The organism is Amycolatopsis sp. cg13 (assembly GCF_041346965.1).
Classification (GTDB): domain Bacteria; phylum Actinomycetota; class Actinomycetes; order Mycobacteriales; family Pseudonocardiaceae; genus Amycolatopsis.
Genome location: NZ_CP166848.1, coordinates 3237418 through 3263498 on the forward strand (window position 1 = coordinate 3237418; position 26081 = coordinate 3263498).

General features: G+C 68.7%; 26 protein-coding genes. 6 read left to right on the forward strand and 20 right to left on the reverse strand.

The genetic code is table 11. The annotated features are described in order from the left end of the window. Positions 1–38: 38 nt before the first annotated feature. Positions 39–203: a hypothetical protein gene (locus AB5I40_RS14615; protein ID WP_370940740.1), complete on the forward strand. Its 165-nt coding sequence runs from the start codon at positions 39–41 to the stop codon at positions 201–203. Here the strand turns inward: AB5I40_RS14615 and AB5I40_RS14620 are convergent. From AB5I40_RS14620 to AB5I40_RS14635, 4 genes are all read right to left on the reverse strand, one after another. Beyond that, entirely contained in the window at positions 178–5007 is a 4830-nt protein-coding gene (locus AB5I40_RS14620) for an RHS repeat-associated core domain-containing protein (protein ID WP_370939030.1), read from the reverse strand. The genes AB5I40_RS14615 and AB5I40_RS14620 overlap by 26 nt on opposite strands. Positions 5008–5112: 105 nt before the next feature. Continuing rightward, the gene (locus AB5I40_RS14625) at positions 5113–5586 is read right to left on the reverse strand and encodes a YbjQ family protein (RefSeq protein WP_370939031.1); all 474 of its coding nucleotides are present in this window, start codon (positions 5584–5586) and stop codon (positions 5113–5115) included. Between the two features lie 27 nt (positions 5587–5613). Further along, positions 5614–6708 (reverse strand): FAD-dependent monooxygenase, encoded by a 1095-nt coding sequence (locus tag AB5I40_RS14630; protein WP_370939032.1) that lies wholly within the window; start codon positions 6706–6708, stop codon positions 5614–5616. Positions 6709–6774: 66 nt separating this feature from the next. After that, positions 6775–8013, reverse strand: coding sequence for an aminotransferase class I/II-fold pyridoxal phosphate-dependent enzyme (locus tag AB5I40_RS14635; RefSeq protein WP_370939033.1), 1239 nt, complete (start codon positions 8011–8013; stop codon positions 6775–6777). Positions 8014–8084: 71 nt separating this feature from the next. Here AB5I40_RS14635 and AB5I40_RS14640 point away from each other — a divergent pair, with 71 nt between their 5' ends. Beyond that, the gene (locus AB5I40_RS14640) at positions 8085–8567 is read left to right on the forward strand and encodes a hypothetical protein (protein ID WP_370939034.1); all 483 of its coding nucleotides are present in this window, start codon (positions 8085–8087) and stop codon (positions 8565–8567) included. A gap of 44 nt (positions 8568–8611) precedes the next feature. Next, on the forward strand, positions 8612–9757 hold the full coding sequence (locus AB5I40_RS14645; protein WP_370939035.1) for a GDSL-type esterase/lipase family protein: 1146 nt from the start codon (positions 8612–8614) through the stop codon (positions 9755–9757). Between the two features lie 96 nt (positions 9758–9853). On the opposite strand, the gene AB5I40_RS14650 is transcribed toward AB5I40_RS14645, so the two are convergent. The 3 genes from AB5I40_RS14650 to AB5I40_RS14660 form a co-directional block, all read right to left on the reverse strand. Next, a complete protein-coding gene (locus AB5I40_RS14650; RefSeq protein ID WP_370939036.1) occupies positions 9854–10063 on the reverse strand; it encodes a hypothetical protein in 210 nt (69 codons plus the stop codon). Continuing rightward, complete coding sequence (locus AB5I40_RS14655) at positions 10060–10488, reverse strand: hypothetical protein (protein WP_370939037.1); 429 nt, start codon at positions 10486–10488, stop codon at positions 10060–10062. The genes AB5I40_RS14650 and AB5I40_RS14655 overlap by 4 nt, the downstream gene beginning before the upstream one ends. Positions 10489–10578: 90 nt before the next feature. Then, on the reverse strand, positions 10579–10827 hold the full coding sequence (locus AB5I40_RS14660; RefSeq protein WP_370939039.1) for a hypothetical protein: 249 nt from the start codon (positions 10825–10827) through the stop codon (positions 10579–10581). A gap of 228 nt (positions 10828–11055) precedes the next feature. On the opposite strand from AB5I40_RS14660, the gene AB5I40_RS14665 reads away from it, so the two are divergent. Beyond that, on the forward strand, positions 11056–11979 hold the full coding sequence (locus AB5I40_RS14665; protein ID WP_370939040.1) for a methylenetetrahydrofolate reductase: 924 nt from the start codon (positions 11056–11058) through the stop codon (positions 11977–11979). On the opposite strand, the gene AB5I40_RS14670 is transcribed toward AB5I40_RS14665, so the two are convergent. From AB5I40_RS14670 to AB5I40_RS14730, 13 genes are all read right to left on the reverse strand, one after another. Then, positions 11976–12464, reverse strand: a complete 489-nt coding sequence (locus AB5I40_RS14670; protein WP_344267871.1) for a hypothetical protein — start codon at positions 12462–12464, stop codon at positions 11976–11978. The genes AB5I40_RS14665 and AB5I40_RS14670 overlap by 4 nt on opposite strands. Continuing rightward, positions 12461–12985: a hypothetical protein gene (locus tag AB5I40_RS14675; protein WP_370939042.1), complete on the reverse strand. Its 525-nt coding sequence runs from the start codon at positions 12983–12985 to the stop codon at positions 12461–12463. Before AB5I40_RS14675 ends, AB5I40_RS14670 begins: the two co-directional genes overlap by 4 nt. Beyond that, a complete protein-coding gene (locus AB5I40_RS14680) occupies positions 12985–14226 on the reverse strand; it encodes an MlaD family protein (protein ID WP_370939043.1) in 1242 nt (413 codons plus the stop codon). The genes AB5I40_RS14675 and AB5I40_RS14680 overlap by 1 nt, the downstream gene beginning before the upstream one ends. Then, entirely contained in the window at positions 14226–15413 is a 1188-nt protein-coding gene (locus AB5I40_RS14685; RefSeq protein WP_370939044.1) for an MCE family protein, read from the reverse strand. Before AB5I40_RS14685 ends, AB5I40_RS14680 begins: the two co-directional genes overlap by 1 nt. Further along, positions 15410–16606 carry an MCE family protein gene (locus AB5I40_RS14690; RefSeq protein WP_370939045.1) on the reverse strand — a complete coding sequence of 399 codons (1197 nt, stop codon included), beginning with the start codon at positions 16604–16606 and terminating at the stop codon, positions 15410–15412. The genes AB5I40_RS14685 and AB5I40_RS14690 overlap by 4 nt, the downstream gene beginning before the upstream one ends. Next, positions 16603–17634, reverse strand: coding sequence for an MlaD family protein (locus AB5I40_RS14695; RefSeq protein ID WP_370939046.1), 1032 nt, complete (start codon positions 17632–17634; stop codon positions 16603–16605). The genes AB5I40_RS14690 and AB5I40_RS14695 overlap by 4 nt, the downstream gene beginning before the upstream one ends. After that, on the reverse strand, positions 17631–18668 hold the full coding sequence (locus AB5I40_RS14700; protein WP_370939047.1) for an MCE family protein: 1038 nt from the start codon (positions 18666–18668) through the stop codon (positions 17631–17633). Before AB5I40_RS14700 ends, AB5I40_RS14695 begins: the two co-directional genes overlap by 4 nt. Further along, complete coding sequence (locus tag AB5I40_RS14705; protein WP_370939049.1) at positions 18665–20020, reverse strand: MCE family protein; 1356 nt, start codon at positions 20018–20020, stop codon at positions 18665–18667. Before AB5I40_RS14705 ends, AB5I40_RS14700 begins: the two co-directional genes overlap by 4 nt. Next, positions 20017–20877 (reverse strand): MlaE family ABC transporter permease, encoded by an 861-nt coding sequence (locus tag AB5I40_RS14710; protein WP_370939050.1) that lies wholly within the window; start codon positions 20875–20877, stop codon positions 20017–20019. The genes AB5I40_RS14705 and AB5I40_RS14710 overlap by 4 nt, the downstream gene beginning before the upstream one ends. A 1-nt stretch (position 20878) precedes the next feature. Then, positions 20879–21670 (reverse strand): ABC transporter permease, encoded by a 792-nt coding sequence (locus tag AB5I40_RS14715; protein ID WP_344267887.1) that lies wholly within the window; start codon positions 21668–21670, stop codon positions 20879–20881. 117 nt (positions 21671–21787) lie between these two features. Beyond that, on the reverse strand, positions 21788–22552 hold the full coding sequence (locus AB5I40_RS14720) for a glucose 1-dehydrogenase (RefSeq protein WP_370939051.1): 765 nt from the start codon (positions 22550–22552) through the stop codon (positions 21788–21790). 13 nt (positions 22553–22565) lie between these two features. Further along, positions 22566–23447 carry a 3-oxoacyl-ACP reductase gene (locus tag AB5I40_RS14725; RefSeq protein WP_370939052.1) on the reverse strand — a complete coding sequence of 294 codons (882 nt, stop codon included), beginning with the start codon at positions 23445–23447 and terminating at the stop codon, positions 22566–22568. Positions 23448–23571: 124 nt separating this feature from the next. Beyond that, positions 23572–23757 carry a ferredoxin gene (locus AB5I40_RS14730; RefSeq protein ID WP_116202111.1) on the reverse strand — a complete coding sequence of 62 codons (186 nt, stop codon included), beginning with the start codon at positions 23755–23757 and terminating at the stop codon, positions 23572–23574. A 103-nt stretch (positions 23758–23860) separates the two neighbouring features. On the opposite strand from AB5I40_RS14730, the gene AB5I40_RS14735 reads away from it, so the two are divergent. Next, a complete protein-coding gene (locus AB5I40_RS14735; RefSeq protein WP_370939054.1) occupies positions 23861–25024 on the forward strand; it encodes an acyl-CoA dehydrogenase family protein in 1164 nt (387 codons plus the stop codon). 11 nt (positions 25025–25035) lie between these two features. Then, positions 25036–26067 (forward strand): acyl-CoA dehydrogenase family protein, encoded by a 1032-nt coding sequence (locus AB5I40_RS14740; RefSeq protein WP_370939055.1) that lies wholly within the window; start codon positions 25036–25038, stop codon positions 26065–26067. The last annotated feature ends 14 nt before the right edge of the window (positions 26068–26081 follow it).

Genomic DNA, 26081 nt, shown 5'->3' on the forward strand with positions numbered 1-26081 from the left:
TCCGTCACTCCGCTGCTTGCTCCGCCCGCTCGGCGACGGTGTCCGACCTGCGCGCGGAAATCCAGGCGGCGGTCGACGAAGCGAACAAACAGGTCTCGCACGCGGAGTCGATCAAGAAATTCACCGTGCTGGCCAACGACTTCACCGAGGCCGGGGCGGCACCGGCCGCCGCCCCGGTCACCCGTCCATGGGCAGGTGCTTGAAGTACTCGTTGGCCATGTTGTTCCTGATTTCGTCCGCGTGCGGCTGAAAACGCGGGTTCTCCCGCAGCACCTGGTCGATCTCTTTCATCGCGTTGTCGGTCTGGGTCCGCAGCGGGTCGCCGGCGGGGCGGTTCGCCACGTGGTTCTCCACGTCCGCCCAGGTGCGGTTCCGTTCGCCGACGGGGACCTGGTCGATCTCGTAGTGGGTGCGCACCGGGCCGCCGCCTCCGCCCCATTTGCTCTCGTTGTGCAGGATGTTGTGGTACTCGAGAACGACCCGGTTGGTGTTGCCCCCGCCGCCCGCGTTGAATCCGTTCTCGTTCTGTTTGGAATGGCCCAGTTCGTGGAAGATTTCCGCGTCCGAGGCGTTGTGCTTGACCGCGACCAGGTTGTTGGAGTGCGCGTAGCCGCCACCGCCCTGGAGGTCCTTGAGGTACTGGTTCGCCCCGTAACCGCCGAACTCGGGATCCGCCAGCAGCTCGTTCCGGGGCATGCCCATGGCCTCGCCGACGAGCTGGTCCTCTTCCCCCGGCCGGAGCTTGTGCGTCGAGCCCTCCGGCAGGTCTCCCAGCCGGGTGTTCAGCTTGGCGTCGTCCGGGAGCTTGAGGATCTTCACGTTGTTGTCCGGGCTCAGGCCGATTTCTTCCCGGTATTTGGCGACCTTCTCCTCGAACGTGCGCGGCGGCGGGGTCGGTTCCCGGGGCGGAGGCGTCGGCTCGCGCGGCGGCGGAGTGGGTTCGCGCGGCGGCGCGGACGACGGATTGGTGTCCTGCACGTGTCCGGCGTTGTTGCCGCCGCCCGGGGTTTCGTTCGGGCGTGCGTCGTCGTTCGGGCCGGATTTCTGCCTGCCCAGGCAGTTGCCAAGGCCCAGCGGGTCGGCGTCGGCGAGCGGGTTGGGCACGTAGGCGGCCGGATTCGGGGCCGGGGCGAGGCCGAGCGGGTCCTGGCTCAGGTAGCGGCCGGTGCCGGGGTCGTAGTAGCGGAAAACGTTGTAGTGCAAGCCGGTCTCGTCGTCCGCGTACTGGCCGGGGAACCGCAGCGGCGTGGCGCCCGGGCGGGTGCGGCCCCACAGCGAACCGGACGCGCGCCAGGCGACGGTGCCGTAGGCGTCCACCAGACCCACCGGCGTGCCGACCGGGTCGGTGACGAACGAGAAGAACCGGGCGCTGCGGCCCAGCAACTCGGTCTGCGTCACCGGGCGCACGGTGCCGGGCAGGTGGTCCCACGTCAGCGTGAGCGGGGCGGACCCGGCCAGCCGGTGTTCCTGTTCGACCAGGAGCTGGCCGCTCCACGAGAACAGCGTCTCCTCGGCCGGGGTTTCCGCGCCGGGCAGCCAGCGTTGTTTGGCGATGCGACGGCCCAGCGGGTCGTAGCGGTAGCGCCATTCCACGCCGTCCGGGGTTTCCACGGCCAGCAACCGATCCTGCGCGTCCCAGCGGTAGGTCCAGGTGCGCGAGTTCTCGTGGCGGGCGACGAGGCGCCCCTGTCCATCGTGGACATACCGCACCGAGCCGGCCGCGGCGAGCCGGTTTCCGGTGTAGCCGCGCGAACCGGAATCCGCTTCGGCGAACGGGAGTTGCGCATGCCGGATGTTGCCGGACGGGTCGTAGCGGTAGGTCTCTTGGCCGTCCCGCCGGGACACCGCGGTGACGCGGCCGACGGCGTCGAGCTGGTATCGCGTGGAGCCGGACAGGGTGTCGTCCACCCCGATCAGGTGGCCGTCCGGGCGGTAGTGGTACTCGCGCCGCTGCCGGATCTGGTTGCCCGCGGCCAAAGTTTGCGCGACCAGCTGGTGCTCGGCGTCGAAAGCCTGTGCCAGCACGGTATTTCCGCCCAGGACGCGTTCGACCTCGTGGCCCGCTTCGTCGTGGCGGAAAAGCACTTCGTGTCCGGCGGTCGACAGCGCGACTGCCTTCCCAGCGTCGTCGAAGCTCCACTTGCTGACCGAGCCGGACGGGGTGGTGCGGCGCATTCCCGAAGGATCGTGGACGTACGAGACCGCGCGGCCGTCGACCGATTCCCGGACTACGCGGCCGTCTTCGTCGCGCTCGATCTCCAGCACGCAGGAACCCTCGGTGGCGCGCGCGAGGAAGCCGACGGGGTCGTACTCGTAGCTGATGGTCCCGCTGTCCGTGCGACGCTCGATCACGTTGCCGAGCGCGTCGTAGCGGTATTCAGTGACCGCGCCCAGCCCGTCGACCGACCGCACGAGCTGGCCCGCCGCGTCGTAGGCGAACTGCCGCTCGCGGCCGTCGAAGTCGCTTTCCGCGATGAGCCTGTTGTCGGCGTCGTAGGTGTAGTTCCAGGTCAGGCCCGCCGGATCGGTGATCCGGACGAGCCGCAGTTCGGTGTCGTACTCGTACGAAGTGCGGGCGCCGGTGGCGTCGATCTTAGCGACCGGCAGGTCGAACGGGCCGTATTCGAAACGGGCGTCCGTGCGTTCCACGAGGTTTCCCTCGGCGTCGTAACGCCATTCCTCGTGCCGCCCGGACGGGCCGGTCCGGCTGGCCTGGCTCCCGTCGACCGTCCAGCCGAACCGGGTGCCGTCGGCCACCACGCGCGGGCGGCCGAACTGGTCGCGCTCCACCGGGTCGGGCTCGCCGCGCGGCGGCTCTCCCCCGGTCAGCTGGCGGTCCTGGGCGAACTCGGTCGCGGCGATCCCGGCCTGCGCGGTGAACAGATCCGGCGCGGTGCCCGGCGGATAGGCGCGCCGCCAGGTGCGTTCGGCGGTCTCGACGGTGACGGTCAGCGTGCCGTCCGGCGCGGAGCTGACCTGCGCGCGGCTGCCGTCCGGACGGACGACCGCGGTCAGCAAGCCCTCGGCGGTGTACTCGAACCCGGTGGTGCGGCCGAGCGGATCGGTGCGCGACAGCAACCGGTCGTAACGGTCCCATGTGGACACTGTGGCCGCGCCGAGCGGGCTGACTTCCTTGGTCGGCTGCGAGGTTTCGTTGAAGTGGAACTCCGTGACGTGGCCCAAAGCGTTGGTGTAGCGGGTGATCCGCTGCTCGCGGTCGTAGGCGAACTCGCCGTCGTACACGCCCCGGTCGCCGACTGTGCGGACGCAGCGGCCGTCGGCGTCGTAGATGTAGCGGTACCAGATGCCGTTGCGATCCTGCCAGCCGGTGATCCGGCCGTCGGCGTCGTAGTCGTATTGCGTTGCCAGGCCGGAGGAATTGAAGACCCGGACCAGCCTTCCCCGTTCGTCGTAGCCGAAAGTGCGGACCAGCACCGGTTCCTTGCCCTCGCCGAGCACCCGGATCGCGGTGACGCGGCCTGCCTCGGCGTCGAGTGCCACGCGGTAGCCCGCGGAGTGGCGGATCAGCCGGGGAGCGCCGCTTTCGTCGTACTCGACGTCCATCCGGTCGCCCGCGGCGTCGGTCGCGGCCAGCAGCGGGAAGACGCCGCCGCGACCGGGGCCGAAGCGCAATTCCGTGCCGTTGACCGGATCTGCCAGCAAGTATCCGCCGTCGTCGGTCGCGGTCAGCGGGCGGCGCGGGCCTTCCAACGGCAGCCCTCCGGTGCGTGCGTACACCAGGATCCGGCCGTCCGCCGCGTAGAATCGGATAAATTCGGAGTCGGCTTCGAGCCGCTGGTCCACCGTCGACGTCCAGCTCGGGCCGAACCAGCGGCCGGACCGGTAGGACGAGACGTGCAGCCGGTCGAGCACGAGCGGGCTCGGCAGTTCGAGGTCGACGTCCGCGATCAGGACGGAGCCGCGCACGACGTCGACCGGGTCCCCGGCGGTCTTGCACTCGTCCTTGCCGCCCCGGGTGTCGCCCGCTTTCGGGTCGTCCTTCGGCGGGGTCTTAACGGTCTCGCCCGGGTTGCCGCTCCGGTCCGACGGCGGCGGCTCCTCGGAGTGGTTGCCCTGCGGTTTCGTTTCGTCCTTCGGCGGCTGGGAATGGTCGCCCTGCGGTTTGGTCTCGTCCTTCGGCGGACCGGAATGATCTCCGGAGGCGGTGGTCGAGTCCCCGCCGTGCTCCGGCTTAGGCTCTGACTTCGGCTTCGTCTCGATGTTCTTCGGCGCGCCCGACGGCTTGGGCTTGCCGCCCTTGATGCCCTTCAACGCCTTCGCCGCGTCCTCGAACAGGACGCCCGCCTTCTTCAGCAACGGCATCAGCGCCTTGAGCGCGGCGACCAGCTGCTTGGTGATCTTGGCCAGCTGCGCGGCGGTCTTCGCGACGGCGCCGACCACCTGCGGCAGCACCCACGCCATCCCGATCCCGGCGGTGAACAGCACTTGCAACGCCCAGCTGATCAGGTGTCCGACGAGCTGCGCGATGATGTCGCGCACCAGCATCCGCACGGCCGCGACGACCTCGCCCGCGGTCTTCACCCCGGACGCCGCGCCCTCGGTGCCCTTCTGCGCGGCACCGAGCAGGTTCGCCACGTCCTTGGTCCGCTCGCGGTAGGAGTCGGCCGCTTCGCCGGTCCAGCTCTGCAGGTCCTTCTCGACGCAGGCGGTCAGGTCCTTGCCGATGCTTTCGAGCTCTTTCGCGACGTTCTGCCACGTCTCGGCCTGCGCCTTGATCTCGTCGGCCTTGCCGGTCAGCGCCTCCAGCGCCTGCTTCAGCGGCCCGACGTGCTCGATCAGCCAGCCGACGCCCGCCGCGAGGATCGACCCGAACGGGTCCATCGCGGTCGACAGCACGTCCAGCGCGACCCCGACCGCCCCCATCGCGATCGACGCCCAGTCGCCGGATTCGATGCCGGACTTCACCATCTCGCCCGATTCGAGCAGCGTGATGCCCGAATACGCCTTGGTCGAGTCCTTCGTCTCCGCGATCAACGGGTTGCTCACACCGAGAACGCTATCCGGGACGGCGAGGGCCTTTTCCGGCCTCGCACGCTAGTTGCCCGTGCATCCACGAAGAGCTGGACGCACGGGCAAGCCGGTCGTGGGGGCTCAGGCCTGCGGCGGCTGAGCCTGGTACTGCTGCTGCGGCGCCTGCGCGTACTGCTGCTGCGGAGCGGCCTGCTGCGGAGCGGCCTGCTGCTGTTGCGGAGCCTGCTGCTGGGCACCGTCCGGGACCACATACACCGCGGTGCCGTAGGCGGCGATTTCGCTGGCGGTGCCCGCGATCTCGTTGCAGTCGAAGCGCAGCGCGAGCACTGCGTTGGCCCCGTGCTGCATCGCTTCCTGGCACAGCCGGAAGAGGGCTTCGTGGCGCGAGTCCGACAGCAGCTTCGTGAGGCCCTTGAGCTCGCCGCCTCCCATCGCCTTGAACCCCGACCCGATGTTGGAGAACATGTTGCGGCTGCGGACGGTGAGCCCGAAGACCTCGCCGAACACGCGGACCACGCGGTACCCGGGCAGATCGTTCATCGTGGACAGCAGGATCGGGAACTGCGGCGTTTGCGCTGGCACGGCTTGAGTCATGCGCGGATCGTATCGTCGGCGACGCGCTCACGCTGTGATTCGCGCACTCCAGTCCAGATGATGCCGATATGCCCACCCTCGTTCCGCTCCGACGTCGTTGCCCGCGCTGGCTGCCACGAGCTTTTCGGCCCGGGCGCGGCGCAGCCGGTCGTAGGCCGCGAACGCTGCGGGCGCGTCCGGGAGATCGCGCAGGCATTGGCCGAGCACCACCGCGTCTTCCAGCGCCATCGACGCGCCTTGTCCGGCCGCGGGCGACGCCGCGTGGGCGGCATCACCGGCCAGCACCATCGACGACGTCGACCACAAGCGGGTGGTCGGCAGGTCGTAGGAGTGACCGCCGTGCACGTCGTCGCCGGTCGCGGCCACGATCTCGGCGCACGGCAGCGGGTCGTCGGCGAAGGCGGCGTGGGTGAACTCACGCCAGCCTTCCGGCGTGACGGCGGCGATCTCGGCGCGCGAGCGTTCGGAGTCGGGGACGCGGGCGAACCAGAACGTCGCGCCGTCCGGAGCGGTGGTGTAGCCGAACGCGGCGCGGCTGCCGCGGAACATCCGGTAGATGCCGGGTGCGGGAGGAAGTCCTTCGGCGCGGGTGTAGCCGTAGACGACGGTCAGGCCGGTGAAGCGCGGCGGCTCGGCCTGCGGATCGATGAGCGTGCGGACCACCGAATGCAGGCCGTCCGCGCCGACGAGCACATCGCCGGACTCGGTGGTGCCGTCTTGGAAGGTCGCGGTGCCGCCCTCGGTGGCGGAGACCAAGCGCTTGCCGTGGACGATCTGGACGCCTCGGCGTTCCGCTTCCTGTTGCAGCGCCCGGTAAAGCGCGGCGCGGGTGAGGGTGCGCGGGCCGTCGAGTTCGCGGTCGAACTCATGCGCGCCGAGCGTGGTTCCGTCCGGACCGACGAGCTCCATGCCGGTGGAGGCGAAGGACGCCTCGATCACCGGAGAGTCGGCGTCGATCGCGCGCAACGCGTTCATGCCGTTGTGCATCACTACGAGGAACGCACCCGCGTCCGCTCCCCCGCTGGGATGCGCCTCGAACACCACCGGCTCGTGCCCGGCCAGCCGCAGCGCCATCGCCGTGACCGTGCCCGCGACTCCGCCGCCTGCGATCAAAACCCGCATCGCGCCCCCCTGGATACGACCGTGCCGCCGCCACCGTAGCGGGTGGCGGCGGCACGGAACCAGTGCTCAGGCGCGCTGCGCGACCGCGAGCCGCACGCAAACGGCGAGGGCGCGGACGGCCTCCTCCACCTCGGGCAGCTCGGGGAAGGTCGGCGCGATGCGGATGACCGCGTCGGCCGGGTCGTCGCCGTGCGGGTGGGTGGCCCCGGCCGGGGTCAGCGCGACGCCCGCCTCCTTGGCCAGCCGCACGACCTCCTTCGCGGTGCCCTCCGGGACCGTCAGCGAAATGAAGTACCCGCCGGTCGGCTTGGTCCAGGTCGCGAGGTCGCCCAGCTCCTCGCTGAGGATGCGCTCGACGGCGGCGAACTTGGGCGCGATCAGCTCGGCGTGCTTGCGCATGAGCGCGCGGACGCCGTCGGCGTCCTTGAGGAACAGCGCGTGGCGCAGCTGGTTGACCTTGTCCGGGCCGATGGTGCGCTTGCTGAGCACGCTCTGCCACCAGGCCAGGTTGGCCTCGGACGCGCCGAAGAACCCGACGCCGGCCCCGGCGAAGGTGATCTTCGAGGTGGAGCCGAACACGAACGCGCGGTCCGGGTTCCCGGCCTCGGCGCAGAGCGTGAGGATGTCGGCCAGCTCCGGCTCGTCGTCGGTGAGGTGGTGCACCGCGTAGGCGTTGTCCCAGACGATCCGGAAGTCCGGCGCGGCGGCCGGCATCGCGGCGAGCCGGCCCGCAGTCTCGGCGCTGAAGGTGACGCCGGTCGGGTTGGAGTACTTCGGCACGCACCAGATGCCCTTGACCGCGGCGTCGTCGGCGACGAGGCGCTCGACGGCGTCCATGTCCGGACCGGTTTCGGTCATCGGCACCGGGATCAGCTCGATGCCGAACCGCTCGGCGAGCGCGAAGTGCCGGTCGTAGCCGGGCACCGGGCACAGCATCGCGATGCGGGGCTCGTCGGCCCAGCGGCGCGTGGCGCCCGGCAGGGTGCTGAGCATCGCCTGGGCGATGGTGTCGTGCATCAGCTCCAGGCTGGAGTTGCCCGCCGCGAACAGCTGCTCGACCGGCACCTGCAGCGCGTCGGCGAAGATGCGGCGCAGCTCCGGCAGCCCCTTGAGCCCGCCGTAGTTGCGGGTGTCGGTGCCGTCCTCGGCCTTGTACTGGCCGTTCGGCAGCGTCAGGAGATCTGCGGAGAGGTCGAGCTGCCGGGGCGACGGCTTGCCGCGGGTGATGTCCAGGGACAGGCCGCGCTCGACCAGCGCAGCGTAGTCGCGACGGGCGGTGTCGACGTCGACAGGAGCTGTGGTCATACCACCACGCTAAACCGCTCGCACAAGCCAGTTTGGGTGACCCCCGGCTCTCGTGGGCTAGCGTGGGATCCGTGCGGTACCTGGTGCATGCCGAGCAACGGCAGTTCTCCTTGCGGGACAAGGACGCCTGGCGTCCCGGCGACGGCGGGTGGACCGAAGAGACGGTGTCCGTGCACCGCGTCGCGGTAGAGCCCTCGTCGCTCTCCGTGGCGACCGCGCGCTCCGATTGGGTCGAGGTCGACGTGTCGGTCTCCGCGGCCGCACCGTCGGTGTTGCCGGACGCGTCCCACGTCGTGGAAGCCGATCTCGACGTCCCCGGCGGCGAGGCGACGCTGGCCGGCCCCGCCGGCTACGCGCGGCAGGAGCACCGGATCTCGGTCCCGCCCGGCCGGTACCGGGTCCGAGTGTCCTATGTGGAAAGCGGCCCGCCGGACGCCGAATGGCACGACCACGAGTTCGGCGAGCATTTCCGGTACGTGCTGGACCTGTGGCCGACCGCCGGAACCGCCCCGGTCGCGGTGCTGCGCCAGGGCGCCGAGGTCTGGGACGGCTGATATCCCGTTGGCGGCGCGCGGACGGGGACGGCAGACTCGGCGGCATGCAGTGGATCACCACCGAGATCGGCGAAGAGTTCGTGCGCGGTGCACTTGAGCTGGAACGCACGCCGCAGGGCTTGCTGCCGCACCGGCTGACCGCACGGGCGCGGGCGCAGAACACCGACAGCAGGCTCGCGCTGGCCGAGACCCAGCCGTCCGGCGTGCGCCTGGCGTTCCGCACCGAGTCGACCGCCATCGAACTGGACACCCACCGCACGAAGGTCGGCTACGCGGGCGTCCCGCCGCTGCCGGACGGCGGCTACGACCTGGTGCTGAACGGACGTTCGGCCGGTTCCGCCACGGTGTCGGGCGGCGACGAACTGATCCTCGACATGATGACCGGCTCCGGCGAAACCCGCCCCGGCCCGCCCGGCACGGTCCGGTTCTCCGATCTGCCCTCGGGTGTCAAGGACATCGAGATCTGGTTGCCGCACAACGAAACCACTCGCCTGGTCGCGTTGCGCACCACTGCCCCGATCTCGCCGCTGCCGCCCGCTGGACGCGTCTGGCTGCACCACGGCAGCTCGATCAGCCACGGCACCGGCGCGGCCGGGCCGTCCCAGACGTGGGCCGCGCTCGCTGCCGCGGCCGCCGGGGTGGACCTGATCAACCTGGGCTTCAGCGGGAGCGCGCTGCTGGACCCGTTCACCGCGCGGGCGATGCGGGACACGCCCGCCGATCTGATCAGCGTGAAGCTGGGAATCAACATCGTGAACGCCGACCTGATGCGATTGCGCGCTTTCGGCCCGGCGGTGCATGGGTTCTTGGACACGATCCGGGAGGGTCAGCCGGATGTCCCACTGGTGGTGATCTCGCCGTGGCTGTGCCCGATCCACGAGGACACGCCCGGGCCGGGTGCGCCGGACTTCAGTGCCGGAACCCTGCGCTTCAAGGCGACTGGCGATCCTTCTGCGGTGGCGGAGGGGAAGCTGACGCTGAAGGTGATCCGGAAGGAGCTGGCGCAGATCGTGACGGCTCGGGAAGATCCGGGGCTGTATTACGTGGACGGGCTTTCGCTGTACGGGGAAGGGGATTTCGCCGCGCATCCGCTGCCGGACGCGCTGCATCCGGACGCGGCTACGCACCGGTTTGCCGGGGAACGGTTTGTCAAGCAGGTCTTCGGGGACGGTGGTCCGTTCGCGGAATGAGGTCCGGGGTGTCCGGGTGCGGTGTGGGGCGTCTCACTGCAAGATTCCTTGGCACCGAATTGACGCATCAACGACGTCCCCGACAGCCGGAAAGCCTCAGGCGAAGCCGGTGAATCCACGCCGCTTGCCCCGCCACGGCCGCCCGCAGTCCGCGCGACCCCGGGCGAAAGCCGGAACGCTCTGCCGAGTGCCCAGCCCGGCCCCGACGAGATCGTCAAGCAGGGAAACGAATTCCACCGGACCAGCAGCCACGGTGACGACCCCGAAGCGTCCCGTGACGTTGACGTCGAACAGATGCTTTCTCACGGGCCCTGCCAGGAGAACCTCGGGTCAGCGAGACTGAAGGACAAGGAATTTCCCAGGTTGTTCGCCACGGTGAAAGTTTTCCCGGAAACGGTGGTCCGCTCGAACGGATTCGAGTGCTGCAACGCCGCCAACCAGCACAGGCCGCCCGCCCGGTCGAGCCGGGCGAAGAATCCGTCCGCACCAAGCTCTCCTTCGCCGCATACGAGAGAACCGTCCTCGATTTCGGCACTCGCGACGATATCGATGCTCATCACGTGTTCCGGATCCGCCACAACCTCGTCGACGTCGAGCCGGGAGCCGAGCCGGAACCACGAAAGCTTCGCACCATTCGTCGTCGCCGCGAAAGCGGTGTCATCCGCTCGGTAGAGTCCAGAGACCGCGGGCGCGTTGCCGAAACGCCACAGGGAAACAACCCGATCCGTCATTCCCCCTCCGTCCGAGGCCTCTCGTTCAATCCCTGCCAAGGCACGCGACACCCGTTTTCGTCCCGGTTGCGCTTGCTGGTCATCCGCTTTTCAAAACTCCTGTCCCAGTTCATGCCAGATGTCTTTCCGCCGCGGCGATCCCTCCGGCGGCAACGGGGTCTCCGCCGACGAACCGACAGCGACCTTCGCGGGATCGACCGGCTGCTGTTCCGGCACGCTGTTCACCGGGTCCGCGGAACCCGTTCGCAGCGGCGCACCTGTTGCCTGCACCGCCTGAGCCGAGATCAATCCGGCCAGCAACGACAGCACCGAAACGAGCCGGATCACCTGTCTGACCATCGACGCCTCCCCTGGTCGCCCACGCAGAAAGGTGATCGACCCCGGTCCGGTTTCGTTAGGCCGTCCCGGCAGCTGTTTTCCCGCGCGGAACCGGATGTTCACCAGCCGGAGCGTCTGCCCGTTTCCGTTCCTCATCGAGGACGAACCGGCACCGCACCGACCGGACGCAGGGCCGGTCGGACCAGGCGGCTCCTTCGCGGGCTGAGGAGCGCTGCTAGTTTTCGAGCCATGGCGGACCACACTCTCCGGGCAAAGCTGACCGACTCCGGCAGCGGCGTGCTGCTCTTCGGCATCACCCCGCCGCGCCTCAGCACCTCCCCCGAGCGGATCCGGGAGATCACCGCCGCCACTCTCGCGCGGCTCAGCGACCTCGACGTCGACGGCCTCGCCCTCTACGACATCGACGACGAGAGCGACCGCAATCCCGAGGAGCGGCCGTTCCCCTACCTGCCGACCCTCGACCCCGCCCTCTACCACGCGGGCTATCTCAGCGAGTGGGACCGGCCGGCGGTGATCTACCGGTGCGTCGGCAAGTACCCCGGGGACGAGCTGCGCGACTGGCTGCGGACCGCCGACACCGAGCGGGTGCTGTCGGTCTTCGTCGGGGCGTCCTCGAAGGGCAAGGAAGTGCACACCCGGCTGTCCGAGGCGCAGGCGTTGCGCCGCGAAGTGCGGCCGGACCTGCTGCTCGGCGGCGTCGCCATCACCGAGCGGCCCGACGAGCACCTCCGGCTGATCGCCAAGCAACAAGCCGGCTGCGCGTACTTCATCTCGCAGGTGATCTACAGCGCCGACGCGGCCAAGAGCATGGTCTCCGACTACTTCTACGCGTGCCGCGAGCAGCAGCTCGAACCGAAACCGGTCCTGTTCACCCTCTCGGTGTGCGGTTCGGCGAAAACGCTGGCGTTCCTCAAGTGGCTCGGCGTCCACGTCCCGCGCTGGCTGGAGAATTCCCTGCGCCACGCGGACGACACGCTGGCCGAGTCCTACGAACAGTGCCTGGCCAACGCCCGCGAACTCGCCGCGTTCTGCCGCAAGCTCGGGATGCCGTTCGGGTTCCTCGTGGAGAGCGTGTCGATCCGCAAGGTCGAGATCGAGGCGTCAGTGTCCCTCGCGCGAGAGGTCAGCGGGCTGCTCGGCCGGACCGGTTAAAGCGGATCCAGCGCGGTGATCTTCCACTGTCCGTCGGTGCGATGCGCCGTCACGGAAAGCTGGCCGACCGACGATTGAGGGGCACCGCCGCCGGGCAGGATCGTTTGCTGGTCAAGGAAAAGCAGCAGGCTCGCGTCGTCGCCGTGCAGGGAGCGGACTCCGATCGCGCGGACGGTCGTCGTGCGGACGAGTTTTTCGTTCGTCGCGCGTTGGCGGGCCGCGGCGAATTGGCTTTGGTACTGGCCGACCGCGGAACCCGTGAGGACATCGCCCGCGGCGCGAGCGGTGCGGTCCAGATTCGCGTAGTCGTAAGAAAAGACCGCCTTGACCGCCGCGCTGACCTGGTCGGTGACTTGAGCCGTCGCAACGGGGTCGACCATCGCTTCGTCGTCTTCGGGTTGCAGCAGCGACGCTTGCACCCCGAACCACACCGCGCACGCCAGCGCGACCGCGGCCACGCCAGCGGTGATCGTCCGCCGGTTCACGAGCCCACCGCCTGGACAGCGCCGATCTTCCACGCATCACCGTCGCGCGCGAAGTCCACGGCCAGACGCGCCTGTTTCGCCGAGGGCGCGCCATCGCCGGTGCTCACGCGGACGTTCAGGATTGCGATCAGCCTTGCCGTGCCTGCCGAAGGGTCCAGATCGGTGACAGCGGCTTGCACCAGCGAAGCTGTCGACACGATCTTGGCGCGCTTGGCCCGGTCGATCTGCATCTGCCGGTCGCCGGACAAGTCCTTGCCGTACTGCCCGGTCGTCGCGGAGATCCAGCGGTCCACGTCGACCGCGCTCGTGCGGTAGTCGATCGTGTTGAGCGTGACCAGGCTCGTGCTCGCGGCGGCCAGCACGGCGTCCCGGGCCCGGCCGCGCGCGAGGCTGTCGTCCTGCGCCGCGCTCCACCACGACCAGCCGAACCACGCGGCGGCCAGGACCGCGACTACGGCCAGGGCGGTCAGCACCCGTCCGCTCAGGAAGACCGGTCCGGAATCCTCAGCCGAGTCAGCCATCACGAACCGCCCAGCAACGCCCCGAGCCCGCCCTTCAGCGGCGCGGTCAACTGCCCCAACAGGCCCGGCAACTGCTGCTGCGAACCTTGATCCGAAGGCGCGGAAGCCTTGGGCGCGGCCGGAATCGCGGGCGGCTTCCCCGCGTACGGCGCGTTTTGCGCACCCCGCACCTCAGTCGGGCTGCCGGGCGGCTCCGCGCAGTAAGCGTTCATGTTGACCGGCGCTTCGCTGGTGTCGTTGGCCGGACGCTGTTTCGTGCCCTCGTACCCCTTCGTGCACGAATGCGGATCGAAGAAGTTGAACACCACGCCCAGATGCCCGGTGCCGTCCGGCGACGTCGTCGGCGAGAACGCCGAAATCACCGGGTATGCCACCAAAAGCTCCTCGATCGCGTCCTTGCGCATCGAGGTGACCTGCGCGGTGGTGAGCGAGTTCGCGAACAGCACCCCGAGGTCGGTCCCGGACGTCGCGAGCACGTCGCTGATCTGGCGGCTCAGCTGCGGAGCCTCGTCGATCACCTTGCGGATAGCCGGATCCGACGATTTCAGCTGCCCGGCGATCGTCTTCAGCCCGGACGCGAACGCCGTGATGTTCTGCGCCTGCCGTTCCTGCGTGGCGAACACGGTCTTCGAATTCGCCAGCAAGCCTTGCGTGTCCGGGACGTACTGCGCGGCCGTCGCGGTGAGGGAACTGGTGCTGTCCAACAGCTTCTGCAACTCCGGCCCGGAACCGGCGAACGCGTCGTACGTCTCGTCCACCACGGTCTTCAACGACTCCGGATGGACGCTCGCGACCAGGCCGTCGAGATGGGTCAGCACGGAATCCGGCGTCGCGGGCAGCGACGTGCGGTCCTGCGTGATCACCGCGCCGTCCTCCAGGTACGGGCCGGACTCGCGGTCCGGCAGCAGGTCCACGAACTGCTCCCCCACCGCCGACCGGTTCGCGACCTGCGCGTGCAGCGCGGACGGGATGTCCGGGCCGCCGGAGTCGATGTCGAGGCGGACGTCGATGCCTTGCGGGGTGAGCGTCATGGCCCCGACCCGGCCGACCGTCACGCCCCGGTAGGCGACTTCGGAGTTCACGAAAACCCCGCCGGAGTCGGCGAGTTTGAGCGTCACGTGGTAGCCGCGGTTGCCGAAAATCCGGTCGAGACCGGCGTAATGCCCGCCCGCGTACGCCACCGACACGATGGCGATCGCGAAGAACACCAGCAGCTGGATCCGGACTTTGCGCGTATTCATCAGCCGCCTCCCAGCAGACCGCCGAGCAACCCGCCCAAGCCCGGTTTCGCTCCGCCCGTAGCCGGGGTGTTGGGCAGCGGCAACGGCAACTGCGGCAGCTGCGGCGTCCCTTGCCCGGCGGCAGGCGGCGCCGCGGTCGAGGACGGCGTCGGCAGCTGGAACGGCGGCTGCGACGAGTTCGTGAAGTTCTGCACCAGCTTGTCGAGATCGAGGTTGATCCGCGCGTCGACGTTCGCGTAGTCGCCCTTGATCACGTTGCCCGCGTAGTCCGGGAACGGATAGGTGAGCAGGATCCGCAGCGCGTTCGGCAGGTCCTTGCCCGCCGCGCTGAGCTGGCGCAGCGTCGGTTCGAGCGCCTTGAGGTTCGCGATGAGCTGGTCCCGGCTGCGGTTCACCGTGTCGACCGCGACGCCGGACAGCTTGTTCAGCGAGTTCAGCATCGCCACCAGCTGGTCGCGCTGGTCGGCGACGATCTTCAGCCCCGGCGCGAGTTTGTCCAGCGCGGTGGCGAGGTTCTGCTTCTGCCCGACCAGCGTGGTCGACAGCTTGTCCAGCCCGTCGATCGCGCGCAGGATCTCGCCCTTGTGGCCGTCCAGCTGGGTAGCCAGTTCGTCCACTCGGGACAGCAGCGCGCGCATCTGCGGTTCGTTGCCGGACAGCGCGTCGTTGAGTTCGTGGCTGATGTTCTGCAGCTGGTCGACGCCGCCGCCGTTGAGCAGCAACGACAACGCGCCCAGCACTTCCTCGATTTCCGGGTTGCGGTTCGTGCGCCCGAGCGGGATCTGTGCCCCGTCCGCGAGCTTGCCGGCCGGTTTCTCCGCGGTCGGCGCGCTCAGCTGCACGAACTTCTCGCCGAGCAGGCTGGACTGGCGCAGTTCGGCGCGCGCGTTGGCGGGCAGCTGGACGTCGCCGTTCACCGTCATCGACACGAGCGCGGACCGGGTGTCCGGGGTGAGCGCGATCCGGTCGATCCGGCCGACCGCGACGTCGTTCACCTTTACGTTCGCCTGCGGCACCAGGTCCAGCACGTCGGTGAACAGCGCGGTGACGTGGTACGGGTGATCGCCGACGTCCGGGCCGCCGGGCAACGGCGTCGAGTACAGCCCGTTGAACCCGCCGTCGCTGCACCCGGCGAGCACCAGCACTCCGGCGAGCACACCCGCCAGCCGTTTGCGGAGGCGTTTCACTTGGCGCCTCCGGGTTTCTGCGTCATCACGTCCGACAGAGGCAGCGGGAACGGCGGCAGCTGGCCGTTCTGCAGCGAGTTCAGCGCCTGCGGAATGGACGGCAGCTTGAGCGTGCCGTCGAGCACCGGCGCGAGCTTCTTGCAGATGGTGCCGAGCGTGTCCGGGAGCGGTTTCGGCGTGCCCGCGCTGATCAACCGGCAGATGGTGAGGATCGGCGGGTTGGTGATCTCGTTCAGGTTGTCGCGCACCGCGATCGTGCCGGACGCGGCGTCGTAGGTGTTGATGAAGTTCGTCGCCCCGGTCGGCGCGATGTCGAGCACCTCGGCGAGCGAGGCCCGCTGGTCCACCAGCACCTTGGTGAGCGACGCCAGTTTGGCCACATTGGACGAAAGCCCGTTTTTGTTGTCCGCCACGAACTGTTTGACGTCCCCGAGCGACGTGGACAGCGAATCGAGCGCGGCCCCGACGTCGTGCGAATCGTCGGCGAGGAACCCGCTGACGTCCGCGAGCCGCTGGTAGAACTCGTTCAGCTGACTGTCGCTTTGGGACAGCGCGGAGGTGAAGGAGTTCAGGTTCTTCACCGTGGAGAACAGGTCGTCCTTCGAATCGTCGAGCGTGCCCGCCAGATCGGCGAGCCTGGTGACGGTCGAGTTCAGGTCCTTGCCGTTGCCCTTGAGGTTGGCCGCGGCGGTGTCGAGCAGGTCGGAGAACGCGCCGTTTTTGTTGGCCCCGTTGGGTCCGAGCGCGGTGGACAGCTTGTCGAGGCTCGCGTAGAGGTCGTCCAGTTCGACCGGCGTCGCGGTTTTGTCGCGCGCCAGCACGGTTCCGCTCGCGAGCGTCGGGCCGCTGTCGTACGACGGGGTCAGCTGCACGTACCGGTCGCTCACCAGGCTCGGCGAAACGACCACCGCGCCAACGTCTTTCGGGATCGGTACGTCGTCGTTGACCTTCATGTCCACGCGCACCGCTTGGCCTTCCGGCGTCACCGCAGTGACCTCGCCGACCGCCACGCCCAGCACGCGCACGGACGAACCAGCGTACAAACCGACGGTCTTCCCGAAGTACGCCGAGATCTTCGTCCCGCCGGTGTCGCGCAGCACGAGATAGATGCCCGCCGTGAGCAGAAGCGCGGCTACGCAAGCGAAGCCAAGCCAGGTAACGAGGCTCCGTCCCGCTTTAGTGTCGACAGTCATCGTCCACCCACCCCCTGATCAGGTGCGGAGATCGGCGGCGTGCAGCCCTCCGGGTTGATCGAGAGCCCGCCCGCCGTGATCGTCGGCGGCAGCAGCCCGCACAGGTACCCCTCGAACCAGCGCCCGTTGCCGGTCGCGTTCGCGCCGACCCGGGCGAACGGGGCCATCAGCTGCAGGCTCCGGTCGAGGTTGCCCTGGTTGCGCTGCAGCACGTCGGTGACCTTCCCGAGCGCGGCGAGCGTCGGCCCGATCTGCGTGCGGTTGTCCGCGACCAGCCCGGACAGCTGCTTCGAGATCTCCTGCGTGCCCTTGAGCAGCGTGCTGATCTGCTCGCGGCGCTGCTGCAGTTCGGTCAGCAGCAAGTTGCCGTCGCTGATCACCTGCTGCAGCTGGGCGTTCCGGTCGGACAGCGTCTTCGAGATCTTGCTCGTGTTGGACAGCAGCGCGTGCAGGTCGGCGTCGCGCGAGGACACCGTCTTCGACAACGCCGACAGCCCGGACAGCGTGTCCTTCAAGTACTGCGGACTGTCCTTGAGCGAATCCGACAGCGTGGTGAAGCTCTGTGCCAACTGCTTGGTGTCGATGTCGCCGACCGTCGTGGACAGCTGGTTGAACGCGTCCTGCAGCTGGAACGGCGTCCGCGTGCGCTGCACCGGGATCGTGTCGCCGGGCGTCTGCGTGCCGCCGCCCTTCGTGTCCAGCGCGAGGTACTTCTCCCCCAGCAGCGTCTTGATCTCGATCGACGCCGTGGACGCGTCGCCGACCCGCACGCCCTTCACCCGGAACTTCACGAGCACCTGCTTGTGCCCCAGTTCCACCGAAGTCACCTGCCCGACCTTGACGCCGGCCACCTGCACCTCGTTGTCCGGCGCGAGCCCGGCGGACTCGGCGAACGCAGCGGTGTAAGTGGTGCCGTTGCCGAACATCGGGATGCTGTCGGAAAAGTACGTCACGGCAGTGATCAGCACGATGAGCACGAGCGTCACCGCGCCGACGCTGGCTTGGTTTCGGTCTTTCAGTCGCTTCACGGGCCACACCTCGGCGCGCGTTCGGTGCCGGGGACCGGAACAATCGGCAGCGTCACGTCCAGCGAGGAAATGCCGATGGTGCCTTCGATCCCGCACAGGTAGTAGTTGAACCAGCTGCCGTAGCTCAGGGTCCGGGTGAACTTCTCCAGGTTCCCCGGCAGCACCTGCAGCAGATGCTCGATGAGCGGCTGCGAATCGTTGAGGTTGTTCGACAGCTTCCCGAGCTGGGCCACGTCCTGCTGCACGACCGGCCGCGCGTCCGCCAGCAGGCCCGCGGTCGCGTTGGTCAGGTCGCCGAGCGCGCCCACCGCGTCGCCGATCGGCTTGCGCTGCTCGGCCAGGCCGCTCACCAGCCGCTGCGTCTGGTCGACGAGGTCGCCGAGCTGGGGGCCGCGCGCGTTGACCGTGCTGAGCACCTGGTTGAGATTGTCGATGACCTGCCCGATCACCTTGTCCTTGCCCGCGATCGCCGACGTGATCGACGCGGTGTGCGACAGCAGGCTGGTGATCGTGCCGCCCTCGCCCTGGAACACCTGCACGATCTCGGCGGAAAGCTGGTTGACCTCCTTCGGGTCGAGCGCTTTGAACAGCGGCTTGAACCCGTTGAACAGCACGGTCAGGTTGAGCGCCGGCTTGGTCCGCTCCGGCGGGATCGTGTCGCCGGGGGACAGCAGGTCGCCGCCGCTGACGTCGGTGCCGAGCGAGAGGTAGCGCTGGCCGACGAGGTTGCGGTACTTGATGGTCGCGGTGGCGAGCGAGGGCAGCTTGTAGGCCGATTCGACGAGGAACCGCACCTCGGCGTAGTTCTGCTCGCCCTGGTCGACCCCGATCGTCTCGACCTGGCCGACCTTCACGCCGGAGATCCGCACGTCGTCGCCGGCCTGCAGGCCGGACGCGTCGGTGAACTTCGCGACGTAGGACGCGGTGTTGCCGAAGTTCGTGTTCGCGATCGTGGTGGCGAGGACCCCGGTGAGCAGCACGGTGACCACGGCGAAGATGCCGATCTTGATCAGCGCGGGAACGAACGACCTCATTTCAGCTCCACCTCCGCCCCGCGGTACAGCGGCCCGACCAGCAGCCCGGACCAGCCCGGCACGTTCTCCGGCGTGGTGTTCAGCGTCGGCGAGACCAGCAGGTCGAGCAGTTTCTGCTCGTCGGCCGACCCGACGATGCTGGGCGCGCCGCCGGTCGAGCCGGACCCGCCGGGCAGCGGGCCGTTGGTGAAGTCGCCGGGCAGCGTGCCGTCCGGATTGTGCGGCGGAGCGGGTTTGCTCGCCCCGTCCTTCACCGCGCCGTCCGGCGGATACTGCGGCCAGTGCCCGGGTTTCGGCACCTGCGGATAGCAGCGCGGGCCGCGTTTGTCGTCGTACTTCGGCTCGTCGACGCCGGGCAGGTACTTGCCGCGGCTCGCCGAGAACTCGATCGTCACGCGGCTGACCTCCGGATGCGCGGTGCCCTTGCCGAACGCCAGCTCCGCGTTCGGCACCGTCCCGGCCAGCTGCTTGAACAGGCACGGGTATTCCGGCGCGTACTTCGCGAGCACGTCGAGCGTGGGCTGCACGGCGGTGGTGAGGCGGATGATGTTGTCCTTGTTGACTTCCAGGAAGCGCGTCAGGTCGGTGGCGGTGCCGGTGACCGAGGAGTACAGATCGGTCAGGCCGCGCTGTTTCTCCACGATGGTCTGCGTCGTCGTGGTGAGGTCCGACAGCGCCTGCAACGCGTCCGGCGCGGCCTTGTCATAGATGCCGGAAACGTTGGCCAGTCCGGTGATGTCGGCCTTGAGATCCGGCAGCGACGGGTTGAGCTTGCCGAGGTAGTCCGACAGCTGGGTGAGCGTCTCGCCGAGCTTCTTGCCGCGGCCGTCGAGCGCGGTGGACACGGCGTTGAGCGTGCTCGAAAGCTTCTCCGGCTGCACCGCCTGCAGCAGCGGCATGACGTGGTTGAGCACCTGCTCCAGCTCGATCGCGGTGCTGCTGCGGTCCTGCGGGATGACGTCGCCCGCCTTGATCGGCCGCTGCGCCTGCTCAGGCAGCTGGAGCGCGACGTACCGTTCGCCGAACAGGGTTTTCGGCAGCAGCCGCGCCGAAACGTTCGACGGGATCACGTCGGTCTTGTCCGGCTGCAGCGCCAGATCCAGCTCCGCGTGGTCGCCGACCGGCCGCACGTCGCGGATCTCGCCGACAAGCATCCCGCGCACCTTCACGTCGCCGCCGACCCGCAGCTGGCTGCCGACGTGGTCGGTCTCCAGCTTCACGAGCGTGACCGGCGTGAACACCTTGCGGTACGCGGCGATCGTGGTGGTGAAGAACAACGCGGCCACGACCAGGAAGACCAGGCCCAGCAGCTGGTACTGGAGCCGTTTGCGCAACTCTCGACGGGTACTCATCCGGATATCCGCACTGTCGTGTTCGCGCCCCAGATCGCGAGGCTCAGGAAGAAGTCCAGCACCGAGATCAGCACGATCGACGTCCGCACCGCGCGGCCCACCGCGATGCCCACCCCGGCCGGCCCGCCGGACGCGGTATAGCCGTAATAGCAATGGGAAAGGATCACCAGCACGCTGAACACGATCACCTTGGCGAACGACCACAGCACGTCCTCCGGCGGGAGGAACAGCGTGAAGTAATGGTCGTACGTGCCCGCGGACTGGCCGTAAAGCCAGATGGTGATCTGCCGCGACGCGAGATACGAGGACAGCAGGCCCACCGCGTACAGCGGGATCACCGCGGTGACGCCGGCGAGCACGCGCGTGGTGACGAGGTACGGCATGCTCGGCACGGCCATCACTTCGAGCGCGTCGATCTCTTCGGAGATCCGCATCGCGCCGAGCTGTGCGGTGAACCCGCAGCCGACGGTGGCCGACAGCGCGAGCCCGGCCGACAGCGGCGCGACCTCGCGGGTGTTGAAGTAGGCCGAAATGAACCCGGTGAGCGCGGCGGTGCCGAGCTGGTTCAGCGCCGAATAGCCTTGCAGGCCCACGATGAGACCGGTGAACAGCGTCATGCCGATCATCACGCCGAGCGTCCCGCCGATCACCGCGAGGCCGCCGGTGCCGAAGCAGACTTCAGTGAGCAGTCGCGTGGTTTCCCGGCCGTAGCGACGGATTGTGCGCGGCGACCAGGCGAGCGCCCGGCCGTAGAACGAAAGCTGCTTCCCGAGTCCTTCGAGACTCGCGCCGGGGCGCGCGATGATCTCTAACGTCCGGTCGGACGTGCGCGGCTGCTCGATCGGTTCGGCCGTCATGTCACAACGCCTTCGGGGGCACGACTTTGAGGTACACGGCGGTCAGCACGACGTTGATCAGGAACAGCAGCAGGAAGGTGATCACCACCGCCTGGTTCACCGCGTCGCCGACGCCCTTCGGCCCGCCCGCCGGGTTCAGCCCGCGGAACGCGGCGACCACGCCCGCGACGAAGCCGTACAGGAACGCCTTGATCTCGCTGATCCAGAGGTCCGGCACCTGCGCGAGCGCGTTGAAGCTGGCCAGGTACGCGCCGGGCGTGCCGCCCTGCAGGACCACGTTGAAGAAGTAGCCGCCGAGCACGCCGACCACGCTGACCAGGCCGTTGAGCAGCACCGACACCACGATCGCGGCGAGCACCCTCGGCACCACGATCCGCTGGATCGGGTTGACGCCGAGCACTTCCATCGCGTCGATCTCTTCGCGGATCTTGCGCGCGCCAATATCAGCACAGACGGCGCTTCCTCCTGCACCGGCCACCAGCAGCGCGGTGATCAACGGGCTCGCCTGCTGCACGATGGCGAGCGCGCTGGCCGCGCCGGTGAAGGACTGCGCGCCGATCTGCGTGGTCAGCGATCCCAGCTGCAGCGCGATGACCGCGCCGAACGGGATCGCGACCAAGGCCGTCGGAAGAATGGTCACGCTCGCGAAGAACCAGCACTGCTGGATCCATTCGCGGAACTGGAACGGGCGCTTGAAAATCGCCCGCAGGACCTCCCAGGACAGCGTGGCGAGCCTGCCGACCTGGGTCAGCGCCGCGGTGCCCGGGAGAGTGACCGAGCCGCTTCCGCCCACCGCACCTCCCAGTAGTCACCCCCGAGTCTTGCCCATCCCCGCCCGCCGATTTCGGTTAGCGGTGTTCACTCCCGTCCCTTCAGCCCCCAGCCGTCACCCTAGGCCCACCAGCACCGATCACAGTTTCAACGCATGGGTAGCCGTGGCCCCGCCGTCGGCGACGAACTCGCTGCCGGTGCAATACGAACTCTCGTCGCTGCCGAGGAACACCAGCAGCGGCGCGATCTCGTCGGCGCGGCCCACCCGGCCGAGCGCGACCTTCTTGCCCACCCAGGACACGTCCACGTCCGCGCCCGCGGCGTCGGACACCATTTTCGTGTCGATCATGCCCGGATGCACCGAGTTGACCCGGATCCCGCGCGCGCCCAGTTCCAGCGCGGCGACCTTGGTCATCCCGCGGATCGCGAACTTGGTCGCGGTGTAGGCGACGAGGAACGGCATCCCGGCCAGACCCTCCACAGAGGACACGTTGACGATGGAGCCGCCGCCGGCCCCTGCCATCGGTTCAACGACCGAGCGCATGCCGAGAAACGCCCCGATCTGGTTGATCCGCACGACGCGTTCGTATTCGGCCAGCGGCGTCTTCGCGAGCTCCGAAAAGTACAGCACCCCGGCGTTGTTGACCAGTACCGTCGGCGCGCCGAATTCCGTCACCGTGCGGTCGACCGCGGCCGTCCAGCCGTCCTCGTCGCTCACGTCGAGGTGGCAGAACACGGCCGATTCGCCGAGTTCGGCGGCCAGCTCCTTGCCTTCGTCGTCGAGGACGTCGGCGATCACCACCTTCGCGCCCTGCGCGACGAACGCGCGCGCGGCCGCCGCGCCCTGGCCGCGTGCTGCTCCGGTGATCAAGGCGACTTTGCCGGCCATCCGGTCCTCGGTCATGCGTCCTCCGGGTTCAGGGCAGCGAAAGCAGATCGGTCGCGGCGAACATCCGCTCCGGGTCGCGATCGGCGAAGTGCGCGCCGACGGTCGCGGCGAGTTCGCCGGTGGTCCAGGCGCCGTTGGCGGTGTCGAACCGCTCCTCCACCGACGGCGGCTTCAGCAACGCGACCATGCCGCCGTGGACGACGAAAACCTGCCCGTTGATGGCGTCCGCGTCCGGTGAGGCAAGAAATGCGACAAACGGAGCGACATGCTCGACGGACAACGGATCGAGCACGTCCTTGGGCGCTTCGCCGAAGACATCCGCGGTCATCGCGGTGCGGGCGCGCGGGCAGATCGTGTTGGCGCGCACGCCGTATTTCGCCAGCCCGCGCGCCGCGGACATGGTGAGCGCCGCGATGCCCGCCTTGGCCGCCGAGTAGTTGGGCTGGCCCGGCGAACCGACCAGGAACGCCTCGGACGCGGTGTTCACCAGCCTGCCGTACACCGGCTGTCCCTCCATTTTGGAGCGATCGCGCCAGTACGCTGCGGCGTTGCGGGACAGCAGGAAATGCCCGCGCAGGTGCACCGCGATGACCTTGTCCCAGTCTTCGTCGGACATCGAGAACAGCATCCGGTCGCGGAGCACGCCCGCGTTGTTCACGACGATGTCGAGGCTGCCGAAGTGGTCCACCGCGGCCGACAGCAGTTCCTTCGCGGTCTCGGCCGAGGAGACGTCCCCGGCCACCGCGAGCGCTTTGCCGCCGTGCTTCTCGATCTCGGCCACGACGTCCGTCGCCTCGCCGATGTCGTTGACCACGACGGACGCGCCTTCGCGGGCCAGCGCGAGCGCCTCGGCCCGGCCGAGCCCCGCTCCGGCCCCGGTGACGACAGCGACCTTGCCCTCGAGAGTCATCGAACCGCCTCAGCCCGGTTGTCGTTCGTGTTCCCTGCGGCCGATTTCACCCGCGAGCCTCCTCGTCGAAGCCTGCCTGACGAAGCACAGACTAGAATCTGTTCTCGTATTGAGCAAGCCCCGATCAACCGGTCGTGAACAGGGCATTCTTCGGGCAGTTCGTCACCGCTTGCGAAACACGTTCTACTTCATCCTCCGGAACCGGCCCGATCACCAGGTTCTCGTCGTCGTCGAGATCGAAGACCTCCGGCGCGAACCCCACGCACACCGCGTTGGCCTCGCACAGCGTCCGGTCGACACTGACCTCCATGCTTCCTCCCGCTCGCCGCTCCTGGTACAACTAGAACAGGTTCTAGCTTACCGCCGGGGCCCGGTACGACACCACAACGAGACCGGCGGGGTGGAGGTGACGGGTGCGGATCGACTATACGAGCGAGCAGCAGGCGCTGGCCGCTGAGCTGCGGGAATACTTCGCCGAACTGATGACTCCCGCGCGGCGGGAAAGTCTCGCCGCGCCGGGCGGCGAGTACGGCGACGGGTTGGCGTACAAGGAAATCGTCCGGCAGCTCGGCAAGGACGGCTGGCTCGCGCTCGGCTGGCCGCGCGAGTACGGCGGCCAGGACCGGAGCATGCTCGACCAGCTGGTTTTCACCGACGAAGCGGCGATCGCCGGGGTGCCGGTGCCGTTCCTGACGGTGAACACGGTCGGCCCGACGATCATGCGGTTCGGCACGCCGGATCAGAAGGCGTTCTACCTGCCGAAGATCGCCGCCGGCGAGCTGCATTTCGCGATCGGCTACTCCGAGCCGGGTGCGGGCACGGACCTCGCCTCGCTGCGCACGCGGGCTACCCGCGACGGCGACGAGTACGTGGTCAACGGGCAGAAAATGTGGACCAGCCTGATCGAGTACGCCGACTACGTGTGGCTCGCCGCGCGCACCGATCCGGAGGCGCGCAAGCACAAGGGCCTGTCGATCCTGATCGTGCCGACCTCCGCGCCGGGCTTTTCCTGGACGAAGGTGCACACCGTCGCGGGTCCCGGCACCAGCGCGACCTACTACGACGACATCCGCGTGCCGGTCACGTCGCGGGTCGCCGAGGAGAACGCGGGCTGGCCGCTGATCACCAACCAGCTCAACCACGAACGCGTCGCGCTCACCTCAGCCGCACCAGTGCGGAAAGCACTGGCCGACGTCGTGGAATGGGCCCGCGCGGAGTCGCTGACCGACCGCGAATGGGTCCGGACGCACCTCGCGCGAGTGCACGCCTACGCGGAGTACCTGAAGCTGCGGAACTGGAAGATCGCCTGGGCCGCCGCTGCCAGCGAACTCGGCCCGGCCGAGGCGTCGGCGACCAAGATCTACGGCACCGAGATGGCGATCGAGGCGTACCGGCTGCTGATGGAGGTGGTCGGCGCGGCCGCCGTCGTGCGCGACGGCTCCCCCGGCGCGGTGCTCGCGGGACGGCTGGAACGGCTGCACCGCTCGGCGTTGATCCTCACTTTCGGCGGCGGCACCAACGAGGTGCAGCGCGACATCGTCGCCGCCACCGCCCTCGGCCAGCCCGTGACGCGTTAGGAGTTCTCCCGGTGGACTTCTCCCTCACCGAAGCACAAAACGACCTTTCCGCGCTGACCCGGCGCATTCTCGCCGACCAGGTCACCGCGGAATCGCTGGGCCCGCATGGCTCCGGCGGTTTCGATGCTCCACTGTGGACGGTTCTGGCCCGGTCCGGCGTCCTCGACGCGGCCCTGCCCTCGACGGTCGGCGGCGGCGGTTTCGGGTTGCTGGAACAGTGCTCTGTCCTGATCGAGATCGGCCGCGCGGTCGCGCCGGTCCCCTATCTGTCGTCGGTCGTCCAGGCTGGCTCGGTGCTCACTGATCCGTTGCTGGCCGAGCGATGGCTGCTGCCGGTTTCGCGCGGTAAAGCCGTGCTCGCTGTCGCCCTGGGCGGGTCGTTCGTCGCTTCAGACGGACGCCTCACGGGTACGCAGACCGCTGTTCCCTTCGCAGCCTTCGCGGACGCCTTACTCGTCGAAGCTGCCGACGGCGTGTACATCGTCGAGAAGGACGCTGTTGGGGTCTCTATCGACGCGCAGTCCACCACGGACCATGCTGACGCTGGTTTGGTGACGCTGTCCGACGCCCCCGGAGTCGCTCTCGGCGATGTCGGCGAACAGCTGCGCCTTCGCGGCGCTCTCGGCGCTTGCGCGCAACAGTTGGGTGTCTTGGAATGCGCGCTCGAACTGACCGCTGCGTACACGCGCGAACGCAAGCAGTTCGACAAGGTGCTGGGCAGCTTTCAGGCCGTCCGACACCGCCTCGCCGACGCGTACATCGACGTCGAGGCCGTACGGCTGACGCTATGGCAGGCAGCCTGGAAACTCTCCGAAGGCCTGCCCGCTGCCGCTGACGTGGCCACGGCGAAGTTCTGGGCCGCCGAAGCCGGACACCGCGTCGCGCACACCGCAGTGCACCTGCACGGCGGCGTCGGCATCGATGTCGAGCACCCCATCCACCGCTACTTCGCCGCCGCGAAGCGCCTGGAGTTCACCAGCGGCGGCGCGACGGAGCAGCTATTGGGGTTGGGCAGGGCCCTCGTGAGCGGCAATCCCGGTTAGAACCGCGATCGCCG